The 25,962-nt window shown below is 61.7% G+C and carries 28 protein-coding genes and 3 tRNA genes; 6 read left to right on the forward strand and 25 right to left on the reverse strand.

Going from position 1 to position 25,962, the window contains the following annotated elements; genetic code table 11:
• Nucleotides 1–29 precede the first annotated feature (29 nt).
• Nucleotides 30–105, reverse strand: a tRNA-Val gene (locus tag D1646_RS17670).
• Nucleotides 106–389: 284 nt separating this feature from the next.
• On the opposite strand from D1646_RS17670, the gene D1646_RS17675 reads away from it, so the two are divergent.
• Nucleotides 390–1,400, forward strand: a complete 1,011-nt coding sequence (locus D1646_RS17675; RefSeq protein ID WP_160637730.1) for an ATP-dependent 6-phosphofructokinase — start codon at nucleotides 390–392, stop codon at nucleotides 1,398–1,400.
• A 36-nt stretch (nucleotides 1,401–1,436) separates the two neighbouring features.
• Here the strand turns inward: D1646_RS17675 and D1646_RS17680 are convergent, their stop codons facing one another.
• Genes D1646_RS17680 through D1646_RS17695 form a run of 4 tightly spaced genes read right to left on the reverse strand, consistent with a single transcriptional unit; the run spans nucleotide 1,437 to nucleotide 3,709 of the window.
• Nucleotides 1,437–1,784: a cupin domain-containing protein gene (locus D1646_RS17680; protein WP_160637731.1), complete on the reverse strand. Its 348-nt coding sequence runs from the start codon at nucleotides 1,782–1,784 to the stop codon at nucleotides 1,437–1,439.
• A 4-nt stretch (nucleotides 1,785–1,788) separates the two neighbouring features.
• A complete protein-coding gene (hslO, locus tag D1646_RS17685; protein WP_160637732.1) occupies nucleotides 1,789–2,667 on the reverse strand; it encodes an Hsp33 family molecular chaperone HslO in 879 nt (292 codons plus the stop codon).
• Nucleotides 2,664–3,416: a class I SAM-dependent methyltransferase gene (locus D1646_RS17690; protein WP_160637733.1), complete on the reverse strand. Its 753-nt coding sequence runs from the start codon at nucleotides 3,414–3,416 to the stop codon at nucleotides 2,664–2,666. Before D1646_RS17690 ends, hslO begins: the two co-directional genes overlap by 4 nt.
• On the reverse strand, nucleotides 3,413–3,709 hold the full coding sequence (locus D1646_RS17695) for a YerC/YecD family TrpR-related protein (RefSeq protein ID WP_160637734.1): 297 nt from the start codon (nucleotides 3,707–3,709) through the stop codon (nucleotides 3,413–3,415). The genes D1646_RS17690 and D1646_RS17695 overlap by 4 nt, the downstream gene beginning before the upstream one ends.
• Nucleotides 3,710–3,864: 155 nt before the next feature.
• On the opposite strand from D1646_RS17695, the gene D1646_RS17700 reads away from it, so the two are divergent.
• Entirely contained in the window at nucleotides 3,865–4,545 is a 681-nt protein-coding gene (locus D1646_RS17700) for a hypothetical protein (RefSeq protein ID WP_160637735.1), read from the forward strand.
• Here the strand turns inward: D1646_RS17700 and D1646_RS17705 are convergent.
• The 19 genes from D1646_RS17705 to D1646_RS17795 form a co-directional block, all read right to left on the reverse strand.
• Nucleotides 4,536–5,132 (reverse strand): DUF4303 domain-containing protein, encoded by a 597-nt coding sequence (locus D1646_RS17705; RefSeq protein WP_160637736.1) that lies wholly within the window; start codon nucleotides 5,130–5,132, stop codon nucleotides 4,536–4,538. The genes D1646_RS17700 and D1646_RS17705 overlap by 10 nt on opposite strands.
• A gap of 50 nt (nucleotides 5,133–5,182) precedes the next feature.
• Nucleotides 5,183–6,049, reverse strand: coding sequence for a DUF4261 domain-containing protein (locus D1646_RS17710; protein ID WP_243154235.1), 867 nt, complete (start codon nucleotides 6,047–6,049; stop codon nucleotides 5,183–5,185).
• A gap of 90 nt (nucleotides 6,050–6,139) precedes the next feature.
• Nucleotides 6,140–6,724: a Uma2 family endonuclease gene (locus D1646_RS17715; RefSeq protein ID WP_160637738.1), complete on the reverse strand. Its 585-nt coding sequence runs from the start codon at nucleotides 6,722–6,724 to the stop codon at nucleotides 6,140–6,142.
• Between the two features lie 97 nt (nucleotides 6,725–6,821).
• On the reverse strand, nucleotides 6,822–8,438 hold the full coding sequence (gene pckA / locus D1646_RS17720; protein WP_160637739.1) for a phosphoenolpyruvate carboxykinase (ATP): 1,617 nt from the start codon (nucleotides 8,436–8,438) through the stop codon (nucleotides 6,822–6,824).
• Nucleotides 8,439–8,560: 122 nt separating this feature from the next.
• Nucleotides 8,561–9,418 (reverse strand): 16S rRNA (adenine(1518)-N(6)/adenine(1519)-N(6))-dimethyltransferase RsmA, encoded by an 858-nt coding sequence (gene rsmA / locus D1646_RS17725; RefSeq protein ID WP_160637740.1) that lies wholly within the window; start codon nucleotides 9,416–9,418, stop codon nucleotides 8,561–8,563.
• Nucleotides 9,419–9,488: 70 nt separating this feature from the next.
• Nucleotides 9,489–9,719 (reverse strand): hypothetical protein, encoded by a 231-nt coding sequence (locus tag D1646_RS17730; protein ID WP_160637741.1) that lies wholly within the window; start codon nucleotides 9,717–9,719, stop codon nucleotides 9,489–9,491.
• A gap of 99 nt (nucleotides 9,720–9,818) precedes the next feature.
• Nucleotides 9,819–9,910 (reverse strand) — tRNA-Ser (locus tag D1646_RS17735).
• A 65-nt stretch (nucleotides 9,911–9,975) separates the two neighbouring features.
• Nucleotides 9,976–10,062 (reverse strand) — tRNA-Ser (locus tag D1646_RS17740).
• Nucleotides 10,063–10,158: 96 nt separating this feature from the next.
• Complete coding sequence (locus D1646_RS17745) at nucleotides 10,159–10,425, reverse strand: pro-sigmaK processing inhibitor BofA family protein (protein ID WP_160637742.1); 267 nt, start codon at nucleotides 10,423–10,425, stop codon at nucleotides 10,159–10,161.
• On the reverse strand, nucleotides 10,422–10,661 hold the full coding sequence (locus tag D1646_RS17750; RefSeq protein WP_160637743.1) for a DUF2508 family protein: 240 nt from the start codon (nucleotides 10,659–10,661) through the stop codon (nucleotides 10,422–10,424). The genes D1646_RS17745 and D1646_RS17750 overlap by 4 nt, the downstream gene beginning before the upstream one ends.
• Nucleotides 10,662–10,787: 126 nt before the next feature.
• Nucleotides 10,788–11,993, reverse strand: coding sequence for an S-layer homology domain-containing protein (locus tag D1646_RS17755; protein WP_160637744.1), 1,206 nt, complete (start codon nucleotides 11,991–11,993; stop codon nucleotides 10,788–10,790).
• Nucleotides 11,994–12,100: 107 nt separating this feature from the next.
• On the reverse strand, nucleotides 12,101–13,198 hold the full coding sequence (locus D1646_RS17760) for a hypothetical protein (RefSeq protein WP_160637745.1): 1,098 nt from the start codon (nucleotides 13,196–13,198) through the stop codon (nucleotides 12,101–12,103).
• Complete coding sequence (locus D1646_RS17765) at nucleotides 13,176–13,766, reverse strand: lactate utilization protein (RefSeq protein WP_160637746.1); 591 nt, start codon at nucleotides 13,764–13,766, stop codon at nucleotides 13,176–13,178. Before D1646_RS17765 ends, D1646_RS17760 begins: the two co-directional genes overlap by 23 nt.
• Nucleotides 13,767–13,779: 13 nt before the next feature.
• Nucleotides 13,780–14,652, reverse strand: a complete 873-nt coding sequence (locus D1646_RS17770) for a YitT family protein (RefSeq protein ID WP_160637747.1) — start codon at nucleotides 14,650–14,652, stop codon at nucleotides 13,780–13,782.
• A 13-nt stretch (nucleotides 14,653–14,665) separates the two neighbouring features.
• Nucleotides 14,666–16,909: a DNA gyrase subunit A gene (locus D1646_RS17775; protein WP_160637748.1), complete on the reverse strand. Its 2,244-nt coding sequence runs from the start codon at nucleotides 16,907–16,909 to the stop codon at nucleotides 14,666–14,668.
• A gap of 22 nt (nucleotides 16,910–16,931) precedes the next feature.
• On the reverse strand, nucleotides 16,932–17,513 hold the full coding sequence (locus D1646_RS17780; protein ID WP_160637749.1) for a hypothetical protein: 582 nt from the start codon (nucleotides 17,511–17,513) through the stop codon (nucleotides 16,932–16,934).
• Between the two features lie 97 nt (nucleotides 17,514–17,610).
• A complete protein-coding gene (sdaAA, locus tag D1646_RS17785; protein WP_160637750.1) occupies nucleotides 17,611–18,477 on the reverse strand; it encodes an L-serine ammonia-lyase, iron-sulfur-dependent, subunit alpha in 867 nt (288 codons plus the stop codon).
• Nucleotides 18,474–19,148 carry an L-serine ammonia-lyase, iron-sulfur-dependent subunit beta gene (gene sdaAB / locus D1646_RS17790; protein WP_160637751.1) on the reverse strand — a complete coding sequence of 225 codons (675 nt, stop codon included), beginning with the start codon at nucleotides 19,146–19,148 and terminating at the stop codon, nucleotides 18,474–18,476. The genes sdaAA and sdaAB overlap by 4 nt, the downstream gene beginning before the upstream one ends.
• A 299-nt stretch (nucleotides 19,149–19,447) precedes the next feature.
• On the reverse strand, nucleotides 19,448–21,427 hold the full coding sequence (locus tag D1646_RS17795; RefSeq protein ID WP_160637752.1) for a toprim domain-containing protein: 1,980 nt from the start codon (nucleotides 21,425–21,427) through the stop codon (nucleotides 19,448–19,450).
• A gap of 145 nt (nucleotides 21,428–21,572) precedes the next feature.
• Between D1646_RS17795 and D1646_RS17800 the strand changes: the two genes are divergently transcribed.
• Nucleotides 21,573–22,028, forward strand: a complete 456-nt coding sequence (locus D1646_RS17800; RefSeq protein ID WP_160637753.1) for a hypothetical protein — start codon at nucleotides 21,573–21,575, stop codon at nucleotides 22,026–22,028.
• 407 nt (nucleotides 22,029–22,435) lie between these two features.
• Nucleotides 22,436–23,050: a hypothetical protein gene (locus D1646_RS17805; RefSeq protein ID WP_160637754.1), complete on the forward strand. Its 615-nt coding sequence runs from the start codon at nucleotides 22,436–22,438 to the stop codon at nucleotides 23,048–23,050.
• A gap of 159 nt (nucleotides 23,051–23,209) precedes the next feature.
• Here D1646_RS17805 and D1646_RS23445 read toward each other — a convergent pair whose 3' ends face one another.
• Entirely contained in the window at nucleotides 23,210–23,584 is a 375-nt protein-coding gene (locus D1646_RS23445; protein ID WP_243154234.1) for a hypothetical protein, read from the reverse strand.
• 809 nt (nucleotides 23,585–24,393) lie between these two features.
• Between D1646_RS23445 and D1646_RS17815 the strand changes: the two genes are divergently transcribed.
• Together D1646_RS17815 and D1646_RS17820 are read left to right on the forward strand one after the other, a co-directional pair.
• Nucleotides 24,394–25,506 carry a collagen-like protein gene (locus tag D1646_RS17815; protein ID WP_160637756.1) on the forward strand — a complete coding sequence of 371 codons (1,113 nt, stop codon included), beginning with the start codon at nucleotides 24,394–24,396 and terminating at the stop codon, nucleotides 25,504–25,506.
• Nucleotides 25,507–25,519: 13 nt separating this feature from the next.
• Nucleotides 25,520–25,962, forward strand: a 443-nt coding sequence (locus D1646_RS17820) for a collagen-like protein (RefSeq protein WP_160637757.1), incomplete at its 3' end; no start/stop codon positions are given.

The raw sequence follows: 25,962 nt of genomic DNA on the forward strand, positions 1-25,962 counted from the left end.
GGTAGTTGCGGGGAGAAGGGGGGATGAAGTGGTGGGAACAACAGGGCTCGAACCTGTGACCCCATGCTTGTAAGGCATGTGCTCTACCAGCTGAGCTATGCTCCCCGGTTGCGCCGCACTTACGACGGCTTGCTTATTATACTAAACCCTTCTCCGCTTGTCAACAGAAAATGAAAAAATTATGCTGCAAAATTTCCGCCGGTTTCGGGGCAAAAATTGGCAGGATGCACGAAAAGGGTCTGGTGTGCCATTCTTGACAATTCAAAGGATTAATGACATAATAAGGTAAATTCGCAAAGCGCATGATTGGATGAATGGGATCGATGAAAGCACGGTACTCTCCCACGGTGTGGCGAAGGGGCCGGGATTTTTAAGGAGGTTGTTGTATTATGGGTGACAAAATCAGGCGAATTGGTGTTCTGACCAGCGGAGGCGACGCGCCGGGCATGAATGCGGCAGTCCGCGCTGTGGTGCGTACGGCAATCGGCAATGGGATCGAGTGTATTGGCATCCGGCGGGGCTGGAGCGGATTGATTAACAGTGACTTTGTTCGTCTGGACAGCACCAGCGTCAGCCACATCATCAACCGGGGCGGCACCATCCTGTACACCGCCCGCTGCGAGGAGTTCCTGGACCCCGCCGGTCGGGATAAGGCCATCGCCACCTGCAAGCTGCTGGGATTGGACGGCATTGTGGCCATCGGCGGCGACGGCACCTTCCGGGGGGCGCTGGCCCTGTCCCGTCAGGTGGCCGAGAGGGGACAGAAGCTGGATGTCATCGGCATCCCCGCCACCATCGACAACGATATTGGCTGCTCCTACTACACCATCGGCTTCGACACCGCCTGCAACACCGCTATCGAGTGTATCGACAAGCTGCGGGACACCATGCAGTCCCATGAGCGCTGCTCCGTGGTAGAGGTTATGGGCCGCCATGCCGGGTATCTGGCGCTGTATGTGGGTACCGCCGTGGGCGCCACCGCTGTGCTGATTCCGGAGCGGCCGGTGGACTTTGAGCGGGATGTGGTGGACAAGATCCGCCGGGCCCGTCTGGCGGGCACCACCCACTATATGGTGGTGGTGGCCGAGGGTGCGGGCAGCGCCTTTGAGATTGCAACCCGTATCCACGATGAGATTGGAATTGACCCCCGGGTCACCGTCCCCGGGCATATCCAGCGGGGCGGCGCACCCTCCGCCCGTGACCGCGAGACCGCCAGCCGTATGGGCTATATGGCGGTGCAGACCCTGATGGAGGGCAAGGGTAACCGGATCATCGCAGTGCAGAGGGGCCGTCTGGGAGATTTGGACATGGAGGAGGCCCTTACCATGACCAAGGAGTTTGATATGAGTCTCTACGCAGTGCTGGAGGCCGTGACCAACGGCGGAAGCAGCAGATTTTAAGCAAAAGGAATCCGGGCGGCTGGGCCGCCCGGATTTTTATGCGCAGGGGAATATAACCACCAGCAGCATTTTAAAGGTCTCCGGGGCAAAGACAGCGTGGGGCTTGCCTGAGGGCATGACCAGCGCCTGGCCCTGGGAGACCAGGTACTCCCTGCCGTCCACAGTAAATCTGCCTGTGCCCTCCAGAACAGTGACCATTGCGTCCCCCTCGGACTGGTGGGTGCTGATCTCCTCCCCCGGGGCAAAGGAGAAGAGGGTCACGCTTACCGCCTTGTTCTGAGCCAGAGTGCGGCTGACCACCTGGCCGGGACCTGCCTCCACCAGTGAGGCCAGCGCCAACACCTCCTCCCCGGGGATATTTTTCATATAACTTAGTGTGCTCATCCGGTTACATCTCCTTCAGCAGCTGCTCCAGCTCCTCCCGGGAGAAGCGGTAGATTTTGTCACAGAACTGACAGGTCAGCTCTGCCTGTCCCTGTTCCGCAATCAGCTCGGACAGGTCCTTTTTCCCCATGCTGATAAGGGCCCGGCTCACCCGGTCCCGGGAGCAGTAGCACCGATACTCCACCGGATGCTTTTCCAAAATTTCCAGGTCAAAGTTTTTCAGCACGGCCCGCAGCAGACCCTCGGCGTCCAGCCCCTCCGCCAGTGCGTGGCTGACAGAGCCCATGGCGTGGACCCCCGCCTCAATTTGGGTTATCATCTCCTCGCTGGCCCCGGGGAGGAGCTGGATGATATAGCCTCCGGCGGCGGTGACGCTCTGGTCCAGCCCGACCAGGACCCCCAGAGCGCAGGCGGTGGGGATCTGCTCGCTCTCCACAAAGTACATGGCTAGGTCGTCGGCAATCTCCCCGGAGAACAGGCCGATGGACCCCACATAGGGCTCCTTCAGGCCCAGGTCCTTGATAACGGTGAGGGTCCCGTCCAGACCTACGGCGGCTCCCACGTCCAGCTTGCTGGGGCGCTGCTCCATCAGCTCCACCTGGGGGTTCTGGACGTAGCCCCGAACGTTGCCCTCATAGTCGGAGACGGCCAAAATGGCGCCCAAGGGCCCGCCCCCCTTGATCTGGAGGGTAAGGGCCCCCTTCTCCTCCTTGAGCATATCCCCCATCATAGAGGCCGCCATCAGGGTCCGGCCCAGGGCGGCGGTGCCCATGGGCAGAAGCTTGTGAATGTTCCGGGCCCGCTCCACAATGTCCCGGCCGGTAACGGCAACCCCCTTGGCAAAGCCGTCGGTGGTGATGACGCGCACAATTTCGTTGTTCATGGCTGACTGTCCTTTCTTGCGGTAAAAAAGATGCGCTGTTCCCCCGCCCTGGGGGGACGCAGTTTCAGTTCTCCAAAGGTCCTGATCTCCCGGAAGCCCGCCTCCTCCAGCATAGCGGTGAGCTCGGCCACCGTGTAGGCCCGTTCCCGGTGAAGCTCCTCCCCCCGTTCCCACTGGCCAGTCTCTCCGTCCAGCTGGAAAATATCCATAAAGTAGGAGCAGATATGCCGGGAGAACTCTGCGCGCCACACGCAGTAGGTGTCCTCGGTCTCGTCCAGAAAGACCTGGCCGTCCAGCCCCTCCAGCTTCTCCGGGGAGTTGATATCAAAGAGGAACAGCCCCCCGGGCATAAGGAACAGATGGACCCGCTGGAAGGCCTTTGCCAGCTTCCTGGGGTCGGTGACATAGTTCACGCTGTCCAGGCAGCACACACAGGCGTCAATGGTGCCGTACAGGTCCAGTTGATCCATGCTTTGGCACAGGAAGATGGGCTCGATGGGGGCGGCGCCCCGGTTTTTCTCCGCCGCCTCCGAGAGCATTTCGGGGGACTGGTCCACGCCGATCATCTCGTAGCCCCGCAGCGCCAGCTCCCGGGTCAGGGAGCCGGTGCCGCAGGCCAGGTCCAGCACGGTGTTTCCGGGCAGAGACGCTTTGCGAAAATGCTTTTCGATGTAGTCGGCCCAGGCGGCGTAGTCCACGTCATAGGTCAGCCGGTCGTAGCAACGGGCCAGAAAGTGATAGCTGCTCATTCCTTCTGCTCCCGCAGGCGGGGAACGATGGTCTTGTAGCCCCCCGCCCCGTAGTGCAGGCAGCGGTTCACCCGGCTGATGGTGGCGCTGGAGGCTCCGGTTTTCTCCAGGATCTCGCTGTAGATCAGCCCCTCGTCCAGCAGCATGGCCACATCCATGCGCTGAGCCATAGCCTTCAGCTCAGAGACGGTACACAGGTCCTCCAGGAAGCTGCGGCACTCCTCCTCATTCTGGATGCTGACAATGGCGCGGTACAGAGCGTCGCTGCTCTGCTTGTCCAAAAATTTTGACATATTGGCCTACCTGCCTCTCTGTATTTTTATCTATTTTAACACGCTGACTTAGAAAAGTAAACTTAAAAAACAAAGAAACGCAGAAATCCATGGGGAAAATGCACCGATCCCCAATACGGGCATAGGATGGAGAAACGGAGAGAGGAGGCGGGAACATGGAAGATATTCAGGTCATATGGCAGAAGGAGGAGCGGACCCTGACCCTGGAGGGGGAGCCGGTGCTGGCATTTGCCCTGTCCTGGCCCCAGGTGGAGGGGGCCGGCCTGGGGGGCGTGTGGATCAGCCAGTATTACGCCCGGGTTGCCGGGAGCTGGCGGCGGAGGTGGGAGCGGGAGGTCTACTGGCTGGCCTGCCTGGAGCTGGCAAATCGCCGGGAGGCGGCCAAGCCCTTCACTCCCTGGCAGGGGGAGCTGGCTGGGGAGACGGCGCTGCTTCAGGACGGGATTCTCAGCCTGCGCTTCCATGGATCGGAGGTCCGGGGGGATGGCCGCGCTGCCCGGGTGCGCTGGGGGGACGTGTGGACTGTCCGGGAGGGGGCACCCAAGCCCCTGCGAAGCCTGTTCCCCGGGGAGAAGGGCTGGCGGAAGCGGCTGTGGCAGTCGCTGGTCCGCCAGGGGGAGGAGCGCCGTCAGGCGGGGGACTGCTTTCTGGACAGGGACTGGCCTGAAAAGGCGAAAAAAGTCCGCCCCCTTCAGAGCTGGTGCCTGACGGAGGCGGGGGTAGAGCTCTCCCTGCCCCAGTGCGCCGCCGCCCCCGCCGCGGAGGGGTGTCCGGTGTTGACCCTGCCGCTGGCGGAGGAAGCGCCCCCTTTGCAGAGGGAAACTGGTCAGCCGTAAAACAATTTCATCCAGCCCTGGAACTGCCCATATTGTTCCGGGGTGTTGAGCCGCTGGGCGGAGTTATCCTCAATCTCCTCCGCCCGCTCATCGTCGGACATGGAGACAAAGCAGAGGACCTCCGGGCCAAAGACGCCCTCCGCCCGAAGGGTCTCAAAGGCACACATCACCGTCTCCAGGAGCTGCTCCTCGTCACAGGTATCCTCCTCCCCGCCGGAGAGCTGCTCCTCCCGGTCGCAAAGCCGTCTGCTGACCTGATCCAGCCCGCTGTCCGTTCCGTCGGACCAGCCCCACTCGTCGGGGACATAGCGGTTCAGGCTGAAGGAGCCCGCCGCCACCTGATCCACCACCTCCCGGGGATAATACTCCAGCAGCTCCGCCAGCCGCTCCGGCGTCCGGTCCTCCTGGTCCCGCCGCGCCAGCGCCTCCTCGGTGTTCACCGCCAGAAAGAGGGTTGTGCAGCCGCTGTCGGTGACCAGGGCCGCGCTGTAGATGTGCTCGTCCCCGGCCTCCCGGCGGATCTTCTCCATTGCGTGCCGCACCGCCTCCTCAATGGCGGGCCGCAGATCCAAGAAAAATGCTTCCATTGCACTCCTTCTCCTTCCTTGCTGTTGTGCTGGATTGCAGAGGGCCTGTATCACCGCCCGCCGGCGGCATAGCTCCCCATATGGATGTCCAGCACGGGACGGCCGGGCAGGACGATGGCGTCCTCAAAGTGGCATTTCCACTGGAGGCTTTGGTCGATTTGGCCGTCGGTCACACCGTCGATGGTGTCGCCGTCTTGAATGGGGCGGCGGTTTTCCAGGATATAGGCGGCGATGTTATAGGCGTGCATCACAACCCAGTTGGGGTCCATGCTGTGGAAGTGGTACTGGAGGTCCTCGATGTACAGCAGGGACATACCCAGGGTGTCCACAATGTGGTCGCCGCTGTTTTCAATGTTAAAGAATCGGGCGTTGACAATATAGCGGATGAACCGGTCCAGACCAGTGACCGTCCTGCTGCGGATCACGTCGGCCAGCACCAGTTTGCCGGTGTTCAGGGAGTACACCGCCTCGCAGGTGGGGAAGAGCTCCAGCAGAGCCTCCAGAAAATCCATGTCGAAATTAGCCCGCTCCAGGGGGTCCAGAGCGCCGGTGAGAATGTCATTGGCGAAGACGCAGTATTTGCACTCCGACAGAATGCGGTCCCGGTCTGGGAGGCAGTCCCACATCTGGCTGCGCTTCATCTCGTCGATTTTCTCCGGGTGGAAGGTGTCGCAGGGCATGACCGACACCTGCACCGGCCCCTCGCTGTTGCTGAATTTGGCGATGTGGTCCAGAGCGGCGAAGAGGGCGATGTCCTTCATGTTGGCGGCCAGATCGTCGGAGGGCGGGGCGGCCTCCACCCTGCCGATGTGGCGCTCCAGCACCTGGGTCATCTGCTCCAGACTGGGCGTCTCGCACTGCTCCTTCATCAGCAGCTGCACCATAAACACCCCGCCCGGGCGGATGGAGGAGTCCATCTCGTCCAGGGGGGATTTTTTCTCCGGCTCCGGAGCGCGCTCCGGCTGTTTTTTCTTTTTGAACAGGCCCATGGCAAATTCCTCCTCTGATTATGACGGCAGAAGGCCGCTGAAAATGTCGTCCAAAGCGATATCCAAATCGTCAAAGAGGCTGCACTTGAAGTGGGTGACCACAGCGGCCCGTTCCGATTCGGTCAGCCTGGGCAGCATCCAGTCGGGGTAGACGGCGTAGACCTCATGGAGGACCAGTTCCGCGCCGGTGTTCCGATAGACCTCCACGGTCTTGCCGGCGGGATCGACCAGCCAGTATTCCCGCACGCCGCACAGGCCGTACACGTCCTTTTTCCGGGTGCGGTCACGCTTCACCGTGCTGGGGGAGAGCACCTCCACCACCAGGTCGGGCGCGCCGTGGACGCCGTCGTTTTTGATCTTGTCCCGGTCGCAGACCACCATGAAGTCCGGGATAAAGTGATCCTCGTCGGTGAGGAACAGGTCGTATCCATCTCCAAACGGGGTGCATTTTTTCCCTTTCAAATATGTGCGGAAGATAAAGTCGATATTTTCCGCAACCCGGTTGTGGTTGAATGTGGGTCGGGGCGACATCGCAACCAATTTGCCGCCGACCAGCTCACTGCGCTGAAATTCCTCGTCCGGACAGGCCAGATTCGTATTCATAACCGGCCTCCTTTCCCTTTTTCTATAGTTTACAATAGGGCAGGATAAAATGCAAGAAAAACAGGGCGCTTTCGCGCCCTGTTCTCATTGGGGAAAATCAGTCCACCTTGGGGCCGGCGGCCACCAGGGCCTTGCCGGCGTCGTTGCCGGTGTACTTGACAAAGTTCTTCACGAAGCGGCTGGCCAGGTCCTTGGCCTTGGTGTCCCACTCGGCGGGGTCGGCGTAGGTATCCCGGGGGTCCAGGATGGCGGGGTCAACGCCGGGCAGGGAGGTGGGCACTTCAAAGCCGAAGTAGGGGATGGTCTTGGTCTCGGCCTTCAGGATGGAGCCGTCCAGGATGGCGTCGATGATGCCGCGGGTATCCTTGATGGAGATGCGCTTGCCGGTGCCGTTCCAGCCGGTGTTTACCAGGTAGGCCTTGGCGCCCGACTTCTCCATCCGCTTCACCAGCTCCTCGCCGTACTTGGTGGGGTGCAGCTCCAGGAAGGCCTGGCCGAAGCAGGCGGAGAAGGTGGGGGTGGGCTCGGTGATGCCCCGCTCGGTGCCGGCCAGCTTGGAGGTGAAGCCGGACAGGAAGTAGTACTGGGTCTGCTCCGGGGTCAGGATGGACACGGGGGGCAGCACGCCGAAGGCGTCGGCGGACAGGAAGATGACGTTCTTGGCGGCAGGGCCGGAGGAGGTGGGGTGAACGTTCTTCACGATTTTCTCAATGTGCTCGATGGGGTAGGAGACGCGGGTGTTCTCAGTGACGGACTTGTCGGCAAAGTCGATCTTGCCCTCGCCGTCCACGGTGACGTTCTCCAGCAGGGCGTTGCGGCGGATGGCGTTGTAGATGTCGGGCTCGGCGTCCTTGTCCAGGTTGATGACCTTGGCGTAGCAGCCGCCCTCAAAGTTGAACACGCCCTCGTCGTCCCAGCCGTGCTCGTCGTCGCCGATGAGCAGACGCTTGGGGTCGGTGGACAGAGTGGTCTTGCCGGTGCCAGACAGGCCGAAGAAGATGGCGGTGTTCTCGCCGTTCATGTCGGTGTTGGCGGAGCAGTGCATGGAGGCAATGCCCTTCAGGGGCAGGTAGTAGTTCATCATGGAGAACATGCCCTTCTTCATCTCGCCGCCGTACCAGGTGTTGATGATGACCTGCTCACGGCTGGTGATGTTGAAGATGGCGGCGGTCTCGGAGTTCAGGCCCAGCTCCTTGTAGTTGGTCAGCTTGGCCTTGGAGGCGTTGTAGGAGATGAAGTCGGGCTTGAAGTTTTTCAGCTCCTCCTCGGTGGGGGCGATGAACATATTCTTCACGAAGTGAGCCTGCCAAGCCACCTCCATGATGAAGCGGATAGCCATGCGGGTGTCCTTGTTGGTGCCGCAGAACACGTCCATCACGTACAGCTTCTTGTTGGACAGCTCCTGGATGGCCAGCTGCTTGCAGGCGTCCCAGGCCTGCTGAGAGGCGGGCTTGTTATCGTTCTTGAACTCGTCGGAGGTCCACCACACGGTGTCCTTGGAATTTTCGTCCATAACGATGAACTTGTCTTTGGGGGAGCGGCCGGTGTAGATGCCGGTCATCACATTGACAGCGCCCAGCTCGGTCATCTGGCCCTTCTCAAAGCCCTCCAGGGTGGGGTCCATCTCAGCCTCGAAGAGCTGCTCATAGGTGGGATTGTATACGACCTCCTGAATGCCAGTAATGCCGTATTGTTCCAATCCGTAGGTTTCCATGATGAATTCCTCCTTAAAAATAGTTAAAGTGGTTATCCATTCCGAATCATGCCTTATTTTACCCCAATTTTTCTGGCTTTGCAAGAGAGAAGTGGACGAAAATGACGGAATGGTCAAAAGGGTCAAACAATTCCCCGCAAAGCTCTGGACAGTTGGGCAAATTGAGGGATGGACAGCCGCTCTCCCCGGATATCTGGGGGAAATCCGCAGCGTTCAATGGCCCGGGCCACGTCCTCTTTTGCGTACTGCCCGCTCAGGCCGGCGGACAGGCTGTTGAGCAGGGTTTTGCGCCGCAGGGCGAAGGAGGCCCGGACCACCTTGAAGAAGTGCTCGGGGTCGTCCGCCTCCTCAGGGGCGGGGCGGTGGACCATCCGCACCACGGCAGAGGTCACCTTGGGGGTGGGGATGAAGCACTCCGGAGGGACCTCAAAGAGCAGCTCCGGACGGGTATAATACTGGCAGTAGACGGAGAAGGCCCCGTAGTCCTTCGTTCCGGGCTGGGCGCAGATGCGCTGGGCTACCTCCCGCTGGATCATCACTGTGATAAAGGAGAAGCAGCCCGCTTCAATGAGGGCGGTGATGGCGGGGGTTGTGATGTTGTAGGGCAGGTTGGCGCAGGCGATGGGGGTCAGCCCGGAAAATTTTTCCCGGACCAGGGCGGAGATGTCCAGTTTCAAAATATCTCCGGAGACCACCTCTGCATTGGGGAAGTCTTGAAGGGTCTCCGCCAAAATGGGCAGCAGGGAGCGGTCCAGCTCCACCGAGACCACCTGGTCCGCCCGCTCCGCCAGCTGGACGGTGAGGGGCCCGATCCCTGGGCCAATCTCCAGCACGCCGGCCCCGGGAGCGGCTCCGGAGGCGCTGGCAATCTCCCTGGGGACCCAGTCCGCAATGAGGAAATTCTGCCCCATAGACTTGGAGAAGCGGAAGCCGTGCCGGGCCAGCAGGGCTCTGATTTGGCTGGTGTCGCATAAGTTCACAGGCGGCGGCCCCCTTCATTTCTGTGGTTAAAAAAAGCGCCCCACGGTGAGGCGCAGATTGGGAATGTGTTCAGAACAGCTTTTTCAGGCCCTCCAGCTTTCCACCCAGGTCAGAGGCGGCCAGCCGGGTCTTGACGCCGGCCACAAGGGGCTGGAGCTGATCGTCAGGCAGGTCCACGCCCAGCAGGGTCTCCACGGTCTTCACCGGGTCACTCTGGAAGCGTTTCAGAAGGGCGGGGTCCTTTTGCAGCTTCTGGACGGCCTCCTCGATTTTTTCCTTCACGTCAAACTTCAAATCCATGGATTGACTCCCTTTCTCAGTTTTGTCTCTCTGGAGCAGGAAGAAAAAATACTCCGACGATAAAAAGTCGGAGCAAGCAATGTGACGCTTGCCCCGGTTTGGCGCAGAAGGGGGGATTCGAACCCCCGCACGGTTTTACCCGCCTACTCCCTTAGCAGGGGAGCCCCTTATAGCCACTTGGGTACTTCTGCGTGGCTGCAAGTAAAAACTGTGTATTGAATTTTAGGGAAACAGCTTCACATTGCTTGCTCCGAAGTGGCGGAGAGAGTGGGATTCGAACCCACGGCTCTTGCGAGTCACTGGTTTTCAAGACCAGCTCCTTAAACCCCTCGGACATCTCTCCGGATGTACTCCAATCAGAGACGCTTGCTATCTTACCATGAAAGGCGGGATTTGTCAAGCCTAAAAAACATTTCTTTTTCAAAAAGAAGAGGCCGGTTTACCGCAGCACCCACTGGACCATGAGCAGCAGGCCGAAGCCGGGGACGCCCAGCAGCCCCAAAATCAGGGCGTTGACCAGATTGACTCCCAGGCTGATCCCAAAGAGGTGGCCCACCTGGGAGAACAGGGCCAGCGCGGCCAGCCCCACCGAGGAGCGCAGGGCCAGCCGGAGCAGCCGCGCCGCCAGGTCCCGCAGGAGGAAGAGGGCGGCGCACAGCAGCAGTCCGGTGAGGCACCAGGCCGCATATCCGGGCACAGGGCTCATGTAGCTCCCTCCAGCTCCTTGACCCGGCGCAGCAGGTAGTTGTACCGGGCTTGGAGGGCGTTGATCTCAAAGACATAGGACTCGATCAGGTCGGTATCGCTGGCGCAGTTGAAGCCGCCGTAGGCCTGGTTGATGAGGGTCCGGGTGTGGGACAGGGAGTTAAGCAAATCCCGCCGCTCCTCCTCCCGGGCTGGATCGCCCCGGCGCAGGGACAATTTTCTTGGGGATTGGGCCATTATATGTTCGCTCCTCTCAGCTTTTTTCCTTCGGTTTATTCTATGGATAGTTTGGACAAATATTCCAGTCCTTAAACTGAGGGAGGGGAAAAACAGCGCCCCCGGCCCGAAGACCGGAGGCAAATTTCAGCGCAGTCCGCTGGAGATGGCGGAGCCATAGATGTCAAACTGGAGCGAGTATGCGTACAGGGCGCTGGCCAGCTCCGCCCGGGAGACAATGGCGCCGGGCTGGAGGAGGTCGTCGGTAATGGGCAGCAGCTCGTGAGTCAGGGCCCAGCGCATACTCTCGGCGGCCCAGGGGGAGGTCGCTCCGCCATCGGTGTACTGGGAGAGCTCCACGCTGGTGCGCAGGCTGACCCCGGCCCGCTGGGCGTAGCTGTAGAGGACCGTAACCAGCTGTTCCCGGGACAGCAGACTGTTGGGCGAGAAGGTCTGGTTGGGGTAACCGGCGATCAGGCCCTCCTGCTGGCACCAGGAGACGGCCTGGCAGAACCAGTCGTCGGGGGAGACGTCGGAGAAGCGGGCCTCCTGAGTCTCCGGATAGCCGCTCATGGCCCACAGCACCTGCGCCAGCTGGGCCCGGGTGAGCTGCCCATCCGGGAGGAACAGTCCGCTGGAGGAGCCGGTGAAGTAGCCCCGGGACAGAACGAAGTTCACCGCGTCGTAGTACCAGTCGTTGGGGGAGACGTCCAGCGGCATCCCCACATTGTCGGTGATCTGGATATAATAGGTCTGCTCATAGCTCTGCCCGTCCTCCGGATCGGTGTGGCGGAGACGGACCATGCACAGGGGCAGTTCCCGCTGCTTTTGGCCATTCTCTTCCTCGGTCAGAGGGGTGCTCCCGCCGGGGAGACGGTCCTGGACAGCCTCCAGACTGCGCTGGATCAGCATATCCGGGGACAGCAGGTGGGGAAGTCCGGCCTCCAGCACAGGGGGGTCCCCGGTGGGCACTGCCAGAATGCCGTAGCTGTCCATCACGTCCCACACGGGGGCCTGTTCGTCCTCCAGCAGCTCGTAGACGCCGTCGCCGTTGACGTCGGTGAGGTAGTCCACCGACAGCCAGACCCCGTCAGAGTCGGTCTGAATAAAGAAGCTGGCGTCCTTGGTGGTCCGGTTGAGCCTACAGCTGACCTCACGGGTTCCGTCGGGCTGAAACTGTCCGGCCTCATCCCGATGATAGAGGACGATGGAGATATTGCGGTCGGGGATATCCAGATCTGACGCATCAATGCGCAGCTCGGCAAAGGGGGTCTGGGCCGGCAGGGCATGGGCGCAGCTGAGAGAGGCGGCCGCGATCACCGCGGCGGCCAGCCAACGTCTGATTCCGTTCATGGGGGCTCCTTTCTGGGCGGGCCTGGGAGGTAAGTCAAGACTATTATAGCGAAACTTTCCTGACTTGGCAAGGGATGTAACACAACGGTAAGAAAGGAACAATTTTCCTACTCCTCCGCGCAGGCGGGCAGTGCGCCCTCCCCCCAGGTATAGCCCAGCTCCAGAAGCTGAGCGTCGGTATACAGCGCCGGTTCTCCTCCAGACAGGTCGATGTGCCGCCAGCCCTCGGCTGTCTGTACCACGTTCCAAAAGTGCGGTTCCCCGTTCTGCTCCCCCTGGGCCGTCTGACAGGACAGCTCCAGCTGCTGGCACAGGGCGGCGTAGGCCAGGGAAAGGCCCTCGCTGTTGGCGGAGCCGCTGTGGAACAGGTCATAGGCGGTGGAGCCCCCCAGGGGATCGGGGTCGCCGGTGTCCAGCAGCGCCCAGGCGGCGGCCAGCGCCTGGCGGCGGCCTGTAAGGCTGTCCAGGTCCCAGGCCAGCTGCTCCAGAGCGTAGGCCAAATCCTCTTGGCGGCTCTCCAGCTCGGGGCGCTCCAGGGGGTACTGCATTAAAATCTCCACAATCCGCTGCCGGCCCGTGTTGGGGTAGATGAAGACCGAGATCTCCGGCATCCCCAGGGCGGAGGCGGGGGTGTTGTAGTAGGCCTGCCGGGCCAGGTCCCGGATGAAGGCCTCGTCCTCCTCAAAGTAGCTGATGCGCAGTACCCGCTCGGTGGCGAAGGTGGACAGGGCCGACTCCAGCTCGCTGCGGATGGCGGTGACCCCGGTGGCCTGGACAATGGAGGCCACCTGTTCCCGGCTGCGGCGGTAGGTGATATGCACGTCAGCCTGGAAATAGGTGACCACCGGGTCCACGGTGTACTTGATAAACTCCACGCAGTAGGCCCCCAGCGGGTCCTCCTGGACCACCTCCAGACAGGCACCGGACAGGAAGGACTCCACGTCCTCCGCCCGGGTGTACAGCCGGACGGTGCCCTCCTCCATGCCGCCGCTGATGAAGTAGACCAGGGCGTTGACCAGCTCCTGATAGCTGTCCGCCCGCAGGGTTGAGGGGTTCCCCTCAGTGGCGGGGGCGGCGTTGTGGGGGGTCACGGAGGTATAGTCCCGCTCCAGCAGGGCGGAGCAGCCGGTCAGCGCCAGGGTCAGGGAGAGGAGCCCCGCCAGAAGACGCCCGCCCGCCGGCTTAATAGCCCAGCTCCTGGTCAATGAGGATGACCTCCATCTTCTCCACATCCCGGGGTTTCTCCCACAGGACCACCAGAGCGCGGCAGCTGCGGTCCGGGCTGGAGCAGTTGTAGCATTTGTCGGCCTTAACGGCGCAGGGGGTCTTCAGCCCCAGCCGCCGGCAGTTTTTGGGGGCGGCAATGTTCCGTGCCCGCCACAGGGCCTGGTCAAAGTCCGGGGCGATCTTGTTTCGGCCCACCACGAAATAGACCCGCTTGTGGCCGAAGATGGTGGAGGCCACCCGGTTGCCAACCCCGTCGATGTTGACGATCTCCCCGGTCTCGGCCAGGCCGTTGGCGGAGCAGATGTATACGTCGGTGACGGCGGCCTGAGCCAGCGCGTCCTTGTTCCAGTGCCAGAGGGCGCTGTTGTGGGCGGCCAGCCGGGGATAAAGCTCCATCTCCTGGACGGTCATGGAGCCGCCGAAGGCCACGCTGACCCCGTCGATCTGGCTGTCCAGGTAGTCGGCGGCCTCCTCCTTGGTGGCGAAGGCTTTGGGGGAAAACCCCCGTGTCTCCAGGTTTTTCATCAAATGGGTCCAGTCTGTCATCCTCAGCACTCCTTTATATGTCGTTCTTTTGATACCGTCGAAAGCCCTGGCCCAGTACCTCGTGGGCGTCGCAGACAATGAGGAAGGCCTCTGGGTCCATCTCGTGGACCAGCGCCTTCAGGGGGACGATCTGCCGCTGCTTGAAGGCGCACATGAGCACCAGCTTCTCCTCCTTGGAAAAGCTCCCCTCCCCGTGGAGAAAGGTGGTCCCCCGGTCCATCTGCCGGTCAATCTCCGCCGCCATGGGCCGGGGGCGGGAGGTGATGATATAGGCCACCTTGGACCGGTCCAGGCCGTAGAGTACCTGGTCCATCACGGCGGTGGAGATATACAGAGAGATGATGCCGTACAGGGCGCTGTTTAAGCTGCGGAAGGCCACAGACACCGCCAGCAGCATGGACAGGTCCACCACCAGCAGCAACTTGCCCATGGGCAGCCAGGCGAAGGGCAGCTTGAGCAGGCGGGCGATCAGGTCGGTGCCCCCGGTGGTGGCCCCCTTGGAGAAGATCATGCCCAGGGAGACCCCCAGGGTGACTCCGCCGAAGATGGCGGCCAGCATGGGGTCCATGGGCGGGAAGGTGTACAGGGCGGCGATCAGGTCCACCAGCAAGGAGGTGGCCGTCATAGCGAAGAGGGAGGACACCAGGGTGCGCCACCCCAAAAATTTCCAACCCAGCAGAAAGAGGGGGATATTGAGCACCAGCACCACCGTGCCGATGGGGATGGCGGGGGAGAGGTGGTTGAGGATCATGCCCAGGGCGGTGAGGCCCCCGAAGCCCAGCTGATTGGGTACATAGAACCAGTCAAAGCTGACCGCGTAGAGCACTGAACCCAGAAATATCCAGACATAGTCCCGCGCCAGGCGGGAGAGGCCGGCTTGTTTCATAAATTCCTCCTGATTACAGCAGTGTCATCTGCTCCTCCCCCCGGTCCTCCTCCTTGAGCAGGGCCCCGGCCACCGGCAGGGAGCGGGAGCGGTAGCGGGCGGCGTTTTGAATGTGGGTGCGGTCCAGGGGGAGGACCTTCTCCACCTTGTACTTGGGCTTCAGGGTCATCACGCCCACCCCCTGGGTGCTCCGGGTGGTCTTGGGGCTGAGGCTGGCGGTGTGGAAGACCAGGCAGCGGCCCTCGGTGGAGACCACCGCCGCCTCGAAGTCCTCCTTCAGCAGGAAGGCGGTGACCAGAGGGGACTTGTCGGAGTAGGCCCCGGTGAGCTTTTTCCGGCGGGTCTGGGTCTGGTAGGCGGACAGCTCAACCCGGGCCACCTTGCCGTTTTCAAAGAAGAACAGCAGATGTCCCGAGTAGTCCCCCGCCAGACAGGCCCAGAGGGCCTTTTCATCCGCCTCCATCCCCAGCTTGGAGGGCAGATAGTCCCCCAGAACGCTGGCCTTGGTGTCCTCAAAGTCGCTGAGGCGGGTCTTGTAGCACTGCTGCTTGTCGGTAAACACCAGCAGCTCCTCCCTGTTGGTCGTCTCCCACTGGAGACAGGGCCCGTCCCCCTCCTTGTACTTCTGCTCGCTGGCCATGCGCAGGGACTGGGGGGTGATTTTCTTCAGGTAGCCCTCCCGGGAGAAGAACAGGTGGACGGGGTAGTCGGGGGTCTCGTCCTCCGCCGTCATCACCGGCTCGTCCATGTGGTCGTAGACGATTTGAGTCCGCCGGGGGACGGCGTATTTTTTCTTTACCTCGGTGAGCTCCCCCACAATAATCTTCCGGATGCGCTTGGGGGAGCCCACAATGTCCTCCAGGTCGGCGATCTCGTCGGCCAGGGCGTCTACCTCCTGGGTGCGCTTGAGGATGTACTCCTTGTTGATGTTGCGCAGCCGGATATCCGCCACATACTCCGCCTGGACCTGGTCAATGCCGAAGCCAATCATCAAATTGGGGATGACCTCGGCGTCCTCCTCGGTGTCCCGGATGATCTGAATGGCCCGGTCAATGTCCAGCAGGATACGCCGCAGGCCCTTTAAGAGGTGGAGCTTCTCCTTCTTCTTGTTCATGGAGAAGTAGACCCGACGGCGCACCGACTCCATCCGCCAGGCGGTCCACTCCTCCAGAATCTCCCGCACTCCCATCACCCGGGGCATTCCGGCGATGAGGATGTTGAAGTTGCAGGACTGGCTGTCCAGCAGGGGGGTCAGCTTGAAGAGCTTGGCCATCAGCTTGTCCGGATTGGCGCCCCGTTTCAGGTCGATGGTCAGCTTCAGGCCGGACAGGTCGGTCTCGTCCCGCATATCGGCGATCTCCTTCACCTTGCCCAGCTTAATCAGCTCGGTCACCTTGTCCAGAATGGCCTCAGAGGTGGTGGAGTAGGGGATCTCGTAGACCTCGATCAGGTTTTCTTCCTTCACGTAGCGCCACCTGGCCCGGACCTTGAAGGAGCCCCGACCGGTGCGGTAGATATCCCCCAGGGCGGCGGCGTCATAGAGCAGCTCGCCGCCGGTGGGCAGGTCGGGAGCCTTGAGGGTCGTCATAATATCGTGGTCCGGGTCCTTTAAAAAAGCGATGGTGGTGTCGCACACCTCCTCCAGGTTAAAGCCGCACAAGTCGCTGGCCATGCCCACGGCGATGCCCTTGTTGGCGCTGACCAGTACGTTGGGGAAGGTGGTGGGCAGCAGAGTGGGCTCCTTCAGCTTGCCGTCGTAGTTGTCCACAAAGTCTACCGTGTCCTGGTCGATGTCCCGAAACAGCTCGTTACAGATGGAGTCCAGCCGGGCCTCGGTGTAGCGGCTGGCCGCCCAGGCCATATCCCGGGAGTACACCTTGCCGAAGTTGCCCTTGGAGTCCACCAGAGGGTGGAGCAGGGCTCCGTAGCCCCGGGACAGGCGGACCATGGTGTCGTAGATGGCCTGGTCGCCGTGGGGATTGAGCTTCATGGTCTGGCCCACAATGTTGGCGCTCTTGGTCCGGGCGCCCCCCAGCAGCTTCATGGTGTACATGGTATACAGCAGCTTGCGGTGGGAGGGCTTGAAGCCGTCAATCTCGGGGATGGCCCGGGAGATGATGACCGACATGGCGTAGGGCATATAGTTGATCTCCAGGGTCTGGGTGATGGGCTGCTCCAGCACCTCCGCCCGCAGGCCCATCACGTTGGGGTCGGCGCCCCGTTTTTTTTGTTCAGCCGGCGTTTTTTTCTTAGCCATTTGGTTCAGTCCTTGTTATCAATTATACTTTGGTCTCCCGGGCGGCGTCGAAGGCGTCCAGCAGCTGTTCCACCAGGCGGAGATAATCCTGGAGCTCCTGCACATCCCTGTCATCATAGAAGTGGCTGGGCAGAGCCCACATCCCGTAGGAGCCGCCGCCCTCGACATACAGCGGGAAGGACAGGCTGGGGTCGTTCTCGCACAGCTCGGTGAAGTTTTCGAAGAGGGCGTAATGGGAGATGCGCCCCACCCAGTCGTAGTAGACTTGGGGATACTCATACACCAGGGGTTCCGTTCTGTCCTCCAGATCGTAGAGGAGACTGTGGACGACGCGTCTGGCGTTGGCGGTAAAGCGGATGCGCAGGTTCCCTGTCTGGTCGTTGTACTCCTCCACCAGCTCCGCCAGATCATCGGGGAGGTAGCGCAGGCAGTCGGAGGGGACGGTCTCCCGGGTCAGGACCATATCGTTGACCTGGTCCAGCTTCTCCAGGGCATAGCGCTGGTTGGCGGTGAGGGAGGAGTCGTCAGAGTGCTCCGGGGCTGCGCAGGCGGCCAGAGACAGAATCATGGCTGCCAGGAGCAGTGCGCTCAGGCGCTTTTTCATGGGGATACCTTCTCTCTTTTTTTTTGACCATTGGGTTCATTCCCTGTTCCTGTAAAATCGGTTTGCGGGGACGGCCCACAGCCATTCCCAATCAAAATCAGGGCTCCTTGGGGGCGTACTCCAGCCCGAAGGGGGTCGCGGCCAGTCCACCCTTGCCCGTCTCCCGCAGGGTGTGGGGCAGGGAGCAGCCCACCTCAGCCATTGCGTCCAGCACCTGGTCGGGGGGGACCCGGCTCTCAATGCCCGCCAGGGCCATCTGGGCGGCGGAGAAGGCGTCCATGGCCCCGATGACGTTGCGCTTGACACAGGGCACCTCCACCAGGCCCCCCACCGGGTCGCAGGCCAGCCCCAGCAGATTTTTCACCGCCATCGCGCAGGCATGGGACATCTGCTCCGGGGAGCCCCCCTGGAGGTGGACCAGGGCGGGGGCGGCCATAGCGGCGGCGGAGCCGATCTCCGCCTGACAGCCCCCCTCGGCCCCGGAGATGGAGGCCCGGGCGGCGATGACCATACCGAAGCCGGAGGCCACATACAGGGCCTGAACCAGGGCGTTCTCCCCGCAGCCGAAGTGCCGCCGGTAGGGCAGGAGCACCGCAGGCAGGACCCCACAGGCCCCGGCGGTGGGGGCGGCCACGATCCGCTTCATGCAGGCGTTGCACTCCCCCATGCGCAGGGCCCCGGCCATCACGTCGGTGAGCAGGGGGCCGCACAGGGTCTCCCCCTGGCCATATTCGGCCATCTTGCCTCCGTCGCCCCCCGTCAGACCGCTGCGGGAGCGGTCCTCAGCCCGGTAGCCCTCGTCGGCCTGGGTCATGGCCTCCAGCATGGCGGACATTTTGGCCCAGGAGGTCTCGGGGGTGATATCCTGGCGCTGGCAGTCGGACAGCTGAATGTTTTTCCACAGGGGCAGATTAGCCTCCCGGCTGTCGTCCAGCATCTGCTGAATGGAAGTGAAGTCAATCATACCAGTTCCTCCTCGTTGGGGGTGTAGCAGTTGACCCGGAGAATGCCGGGCAGACTGCGCAGCCACTGGGCGGTGGCCTCGCTGACCGGCTGGTCACACTCAATGACCATGACCACACTGCCGCCCCGGCCGCCCCGGTTGAGCTGGAGGGTCGCCACGTTCAGCCCCTGGGCGGCCAGCGCGCCGGTGACCTGGCTGACACAGCCGGGCTTGTCCGAGTTGTGGACCACCAGAGTTGGCAGCTCTCCGGAGAAGGAGGTGTCCAGCCCGTCAACCCGGAAGACTTTAATGCGCCCGCCTCCGGGGGAGGAGGCCCCCACCTCCAGCCTGCCGCCCCGGTCCCCCTCCAGGGTGATGAGGACGCTGTTGGGGTGGACGTCCCGCAGTGTGCAGGCGCCGAAGGTAAAGTCCAGGCCCCGCTCCTCAGCCAGAGCGAAGCTGTCCGGGACCCGGCTGTCGTCGGGAGCCAGCCCCAGCAGCCCGGCAATAAGAGCCTGATGGGTCCCGTGACCCTCCCCCGTGGAGAGGAAGGAGCCGTGGAGCAGCAGCTTTGCCCGGACAGGCTCCTGCCCCAGCAGCGCCCGGGCCATCCGTCCAATGCGCACCGCCCCCGCCGTGTGGGAGCTGGACGGCCCCACCATTACAGGGCCCAAAATGTCGAACAAATTCATTCCTTACACACCCTCCCTTTTTCTTCCTTTTCTTTGAAAAGAAAAGGAAGCGAAAAGAAACTTTTGCGCAAAACTCCGCTGCGCTCCGTTTTGCTTCCTGCGCGTTCCCGCAAGATGTTCAGAAGCTGTTATATCTGTGTATATTTTTAGAGATAAAAACGGGATTTTATCAAATGAGTTAAGACGGATTCAGAGGAAGGAGCAGACAGGCCGGCGCGGGGAAAAGATGGAGCGAAGCGGAGTTTTTTCCAGAAGTTTTTTCTTTGCTTCTTTCTTTTTTTCAAAAAAGAAAGAAGAAATTAGGAGATATCCGCCAGCTCCAAGAACTCGTGGCCGTGGTCGGCGATATGGGTTTTCCGGCCGCTGAGGTCGTCGCCCAGGAGGAGGTCGAACATATAGGCGGTGCGCTCCACGTCCTCGGGCATGACCTTGATAAGCCGCCGGGTGTCGGGGGACATGGTGGTCAGCCACATCATCTCCGGCTCGTTCTCGCCCAGGCCCTTGGAGCGCTGGACGTCGTACTTCTTCCCCTGGAGGGTTGCCACAATATCATCCTTCTCCTTGTTGGAGTAGGCGAACCAGGTCTTTTCCTTACAGGTGATCTCGAACAGGGGGGACTCGGCGATATAGACATAGCCCTGCTGGATGAGAGTCGGGGTGAGGCGGTAGAGCATGGTAAGCACCAGAGTTCTGATCTGGAAGCCGTCCACGTCGGCGTCGGTGCAGATGACCACCTTGTTCCACCGCAGGGCGCTCAGGTCAAAGACAGCCAGGTCCTTGGCCCGCTTGTCGTGGACCTCCACCCCGCAGCCCAGGACCTTGAGCAGGTCGGTGATGATCTCGCTCTTGAAAATTTTGCCATAGTCGGCCTTGAGGCAGTTGAGAATCTTTCCCCGGATGGGCATAATAGCCTGAAAGTCGCTGTCCCGGGCCTGCTTCACGCTGCCCAGTGCGGAGTCGCCCTCCACAATATACAGCTCGCTGCGGCTCACATCCCGGGTGCGGCAGGGGACGAACTTGGCGACCCGATTGGAGATATCCATGGAGCCGGTGAGCTTCTTTTTAATATTCAGCCGGGTTTTTTCCGCGTTCTCCCGGGCCCGCTTGTTGATTAAAACCTGTTCGCCGATTTTCTGGGCATCCTGGGGATTTTCGATGAAGTAGACCTCCATCTGGGCCCGGAGGAAGTCGGTCATGGCCTCCTGGACGCCCTTGTTGTTGATGGCCTTTTTGGTCTGATTCTCGTAGGAGGTCTGGGTTGAGAAGTTATTGCTCACCAGCACCAGGGCGTCCTGGATATCGGGGAAGGTGATTTTGCTCTCGTTTTTGGTATACTTGTTCTGCTGTTTCAGGTAGCCGTCGATGGCCGAGACGAAAGCGGAGCGCACCGCCTTTTCCGGGGAGCCGCCGTGCTCCAGCCAGGAGGAGTTGTGGTAGTGCTCCATGACCTGCACCTTGTTGGAGAAGCAGAAGGACACCGACAGCTTCATCTTGTACTCCGGCTTGTCCGCCCGGTCCCGGCCCTTCCGCTCGGTCTGCCAGAAGACGGGGGCAGTGAGGCCCTCCTCCCCTACCAGCTCGGCCACATAGTCGGCAATGCCGTTCTCATAGTTGAAGTCGGTGGTCTCGAACTTTCCGCCCACCTGGTTTTTGAACCGGAAGGTGACCCCCGCGTTGACCACCGCCTGGCGCTTCATCACGTCCAGGAAGTACTCCGGGGGGATGTTGATATCGGTAAACACCTCCAGGTCGGGCTTCCAGCGGATGGTGGTACCGGTTTTTTTGCCCCGGTCGGTGGGCTCTGACTTCAGGCCGCCGATGTTCTCCCCCTTCTCGAAGTGGAGGGTGTACTTTTTCCCCTCCCGCCACACGGTGACGTCCATAAACTGGCTGGCGTACTGGGTCGCGCAGGAGCCCAGTCCGTTGAGGCCCAGGGAGTACTCGTAGTTGTCGTCGCCGCCGCCGTACTTGCCGCCGGCGTAGAGCTCGCAAAAGACCAGCTCCCAGTTGAATTTCTGCTCCTTCTCGTTCCAGTCCACGGGACAGCCCCGGCCCTGGTCCTCCACCTGGATGGAGCCGTCCTCAAAGCGGGTTACGGTAATCAGGGTCCCGTGCCCCTCCCGCGCCTCGTCAATGGCGTTGGACATGATCTCAAAAACGGCGTGTTCACAGCCCTCCAGGGCGTCAGAGCCGAAAATGACCCCCGGGCGTTTGCGCACCCGGTCGGCTCCCTTCAGGGCAGAGATGGAGTCGTTGCCGTAGTTTTTCTTCTGTGCCATGGTGATACCTCGCATTTTCACTGGGCGCATAACCCCAATTTATCATTTTACTATTTTACCAAAAAGCGGGGGGTAAAGTCAAGAAGAAGCATAGCGCATAAAATTTGCGAAAAAGGACAAACTGACGGGAAAGGGGTTGGAGAAGATGGAACTTTTTCAAGTGATTGAGGACGGAGAAGGCATTGAGAGGGCTATTTTGCAGTTTCTGGGGGACCGCGGGCGGGAGGCCAGTGTAAGCCGGTGTCACCCGTCGCTGCTGGTGGTCTCGCCCCAGGTGGCGGAGCGGGGCCTGTCCCTGCCCAGGCGGTGCCGGACGGTACTTCTGCCAGGGGAGTGTCCCGCCCGGCTCCAGGCGGCCAGCGCGGTGAGCTACGGCCTTTCTCCCCGGGACAGCCTGACAGTATCCAGCAGAGAGGGGACCACGCTGTGGGCGGCCCTCCAGCGGGAGGTGGTCACCGTCACCGGTCAGGTGGTGGAGCGGCAGGAGTTTCCCCTGACACTGCCGCCAGGGACTGGAGAATTGCCCCTGCTGGCAGCGGCGGGGGCGCTGGTGCTGCTGGGAGTTCCGGTGTCAGAGCTGGAGGGGAGCGCCTTGCTGTAATTGGGTCATGGAAGGATCATGTAAACAGGCACAGAGCGTGCATGGGAGCTCTGTGCCTATGTTCCGTTTACTTGCGGAGGCAGTGCAATCCACCTCTTCCCGGGTTAGATCATACTTCGGACAGGAGGATCGTATTCTGAAAAATAATCATGGTATACCATTGACCTGGACCCTTCCATGGCTTATACTCTTGCTTGCTGGTCCGGAACAGGGGAAGGACAGAACGACGGCATATTCGAATGGAATCAGGAGCAGATGGACCAGCGCAAGATTACAGTCAGCCTGCGGGCTGGGGATGGCTGCGTCTGAGCTGCTGGACTGTTTGGAAATGAACGAGACGATTTTGATGATGGATAGGCCCCTGTATCCCTGGCGGCAAAAATTCATGAACATCAGGAGGACTAAGCTTGAAAAAAACCTTTATTCTTTTGGCACTGATTTTGTGCGCGGCGCTGGTGGGCTGTCATCAGCCGGCCGCATCTCAGGGCGGCGCAGCTTCCTCTCCCCAGGAATCTTCTGGCGCAGCAAGTACACCTCCGGCGGAGGAACCCGACGCCTCCACGCCTCCGGTCAGCGAACAGAGGGCCACGCTGTATATCGGGACCAAGGCCGGGGGCTTTGCTGAATACTCCATGACCTACCAGGGGGAGCTGACCCCGGAGCGGTTGATTCAGGGGATCGAGGAGCTGACGGGCTGGAACCTGACGCTGTCCGAAGACGTCACCAGCGGCAAGGGCGGCATGGGTGTGTCCCTGTCCTATGAGTCTTCCCTGTTTACCGGCCCGCCTGACCCGCAGAAGGAGGAGTTCCATATGTACGATGCGGAACAGCTGGCAGAGACGATCCTGGACAGCATCCAGAAGACTTTGCAGGAGGGCTTTACCTTGGAGGGGGGCGACCCGGACGCCCTGGATATCTGGTATTATACCGAGGGGACAAAGCCGCTGGAGCTTTCCAACCCGGACCTGTCCTGGCCCATTGACCAGCCGTATCAGTGGACCGGGGCGGAAAGAGGGAATTAGCCGCCCCAAGAGAACACTGTACCCCACCTGTGAAACGGTACGATATGCCGTCTCGCAGGTGGGGCGATTTATTACCGCTCTGCGGCAGTGCAGCCGTGTTGCAGCGTGCGGTTCCTGAACGGAACCCATCAGGGCGTCAAATTCCTGCTGCCCCTCCCGTCAGAGCTCCGCCACATCCATTACCGCCCGCTCCACGCACACAGGCCGCTTGGCGTCCAGTACCAGAGATAGGACCGCGCCTCCCACCCCGCTCATGCAGGGGCTGAGCACGGCGACCTGGCGCAGGGTCAGACGCGGCTGTCTCATGGAGAAGCGCAGAGGCGGAGATTCTCGAAATACGCCGCAGGGCGACTGGCCCAGGAGGATCGCCCCCTCTGCCGGTGGTGCGGCGCAGAGATTCAGTGTGTACTGGACCACATAAGTTTTCCCAGGGCTGAGCTGGAGCTGAGCAGGGGCGCACCCGTCCCAATGGATGCCGTTTCCTGCGCGGCTCCTCAGCCTCCAGGGCAGAGGGCAGTTCGGATCCCACCACATTCTCTCCCGCTGGCCAATGAGCTGGACGGCGCTTTTTTCGCAGCACAACACCGCCGGACAGGAGAAACAGCGAGGAGACGGGCAGGGACCTGGCCGGCAGGGGGCAGGTCCCGGTCCCGGGGGACAGGGCGCCGGCCACGGGGGTGGGCAGGGACCTGGCCGGCAGGGGGCAGGCCCCGGTCCCGGGGGACAGGGCGTCGGCCACGGGGGTGGGCAGGGACTTGGCGGGCAGGGTGCGGGCCCCGGTTCCGGCAGACAGGGCGGGGGGCAGAACTCCAGGACCCGGTCCAGCTTGTTTTTCAGCAGCATCTGATTTTGTGTCACCACCTCCACAAGGGCGGTGACGCTTTTGTTTACCGCAAGCACATCCTGGGGACAGAGACAGGGGCTTGCTCCAGGCAGAGTCCCCAGGATATATTGCAGCTTCTCACCCTCAGCGTTGAGAATATGACTTAGGGCAAGCTCTTCCATGGCAATGGACGCAATAATCATGGTCAGAGCTTCCTCACGAGTCATATCCGCCCCGTTGGGGGGAAAGGAGGGCATAGACATATTCAAAACTCCATAGTCCGTCCCGGCGGACGCCGGGAGCAAGATGTGCGGCAGGATTTCTATGCCGCCGCTCTACCCTATGTTATTGGGGACAGTTCGGTTCTTCCGGGCCCCGTGGGATGCAGGGCCCATAAAATGCTGTACTCGTCCTCAGACACCGTCTCTTTCGAGGGGGACCCGTCGAGTGAAGCGCGCATAGAATGTAGCGGCGCGGCGGAGAGCCCCGCGCCTGTCAATTTGAAAGGAGATTCTCGATTATGTCTCTGCCCAGCTTTCCCGTCGTTGATCCGCCCATTGAGCGGGAAGACGCGGTCAATCAAATTCTCTCCTCCATCGCCATGGAGGAGCTCGGACTGAGCCATATTCTCAACGCTGAGGGTGAGAAGCTGCAATATATCCTGGGAACTCTGCCCGGTCTCAGCGGTCCTCCCGCCACGGTCAGCGATGTGCTGGCCGCCAACGAGAGCGTCCGCAGTATGCTGGAGACCACGGTGCAGAACCAGCTTTTTTTGAAGGCGAAGATGCAGGGGGCGCTGACGGCTTCCCCCATGCAGGGACCCACGGGCGCTACCGGGGCCACTGGCGCCACCGGACCCGCCGGGGGACCCACGGGCGCCACTGGTGCCACCGGTGCCACGGGCGCTACCGGGGCTACCGGTCCCACCGGACCCACCGGGGCTGACGGTGTGGTTGGCGCGGTTGGTGCCACCGGGGCTACCGGCCCCACGGGGGTCACCGGGGCCACTGGCGCTGCCGGTGCGGCTGGCGCTACGGGTCCCACCGGCGCAACCGGCGCTACTGGGGCCACGGGAGCTACCGGGGCCACCGGCGCTACCGGTCCTACCGGAGCCACCGGCCCTGCGGGGATCGTGGGAGCCACCGGCGCTGCCGGGGCTACCGGCGCTACGGGAGCCACCGGCGCTACCGGGGCTACCGGTCCCACCGGAGCCACCGGCCCCAACGTCACCGCCACCTCCGCCTTTGCGGCCAACACCACCGGCACCACGCTGGCAGTCATTGTGGGCGGCACCCTGATCCCCCTGCCGGACAGCCAGGTGCTCTCTCCGGATATCACGGTCAACGGGGCCAACACGGTGTTCACGGTGACCAATGCCGGGCGCTATCAGCTGTCCTATAACGTGAACACCACCGCCTCTCTGGCCAGCGGAACCCGCCTGCTGATCAACGGGACCCCCAACACGGCCTCCACTGTGGCCCCTGCGGTGTCCCTGAGTCACTTTGCCAACGAAATTCTGGTGAACCTGAACGCCGGGGACACCATCTCCCTGCAGATGTTCGGGATTGCCTCGGCGGCAACCCTGCTGCCCGGTTCCGCCGGCGCTACCCTGTCCATTACCCGTCTGAGCTGAGGAGGGATGTCTCATGTCACTGCCAACCTTTCCCCAAATTGATCCTCCCCTGACCAGAGAGGGCAGCCTGAACGAGATTATTTCCTCCATCGCCGCTGAGGAGCTCAGCCTGAGCCACATCCTCAACGCCGAGGGGGAGAAGCTGCAATATGTGTTGGGAACCCTTCCGGGTCTGGAGTCGGCGGCGGCTTTGGAGGAGGTCATGCAGGTCAACCAGAGCGTGCAGGAGACCCTGTCCAACGTGATGGAACAGCAGATGCTGCTGACCGGAAAGCTGACCTCGGCCATGAGCGCGCCCGTCCTGCCCGGCCCCACCGGCCCCACCGGGGCCACGGGGGCCACCGGCCCTGCGGAGGGTGCTGCCGGAGCCACCGGGCCCACTGGTCCCACCGGCGCGGACGGCCCCATTGGCGCGGCGGGTCCTGCGGGAGCCACCGGCGCCACTGGCCCAACCGG

Source organism: Pseudoflavonifractor sp. 60 (assembly GCF_009911645.1).
Classification (GTDB): Bacteria; Bacillota; Clostridia; order Oscillospirales; family Oscillospiraceae; genus Lawsonibacter.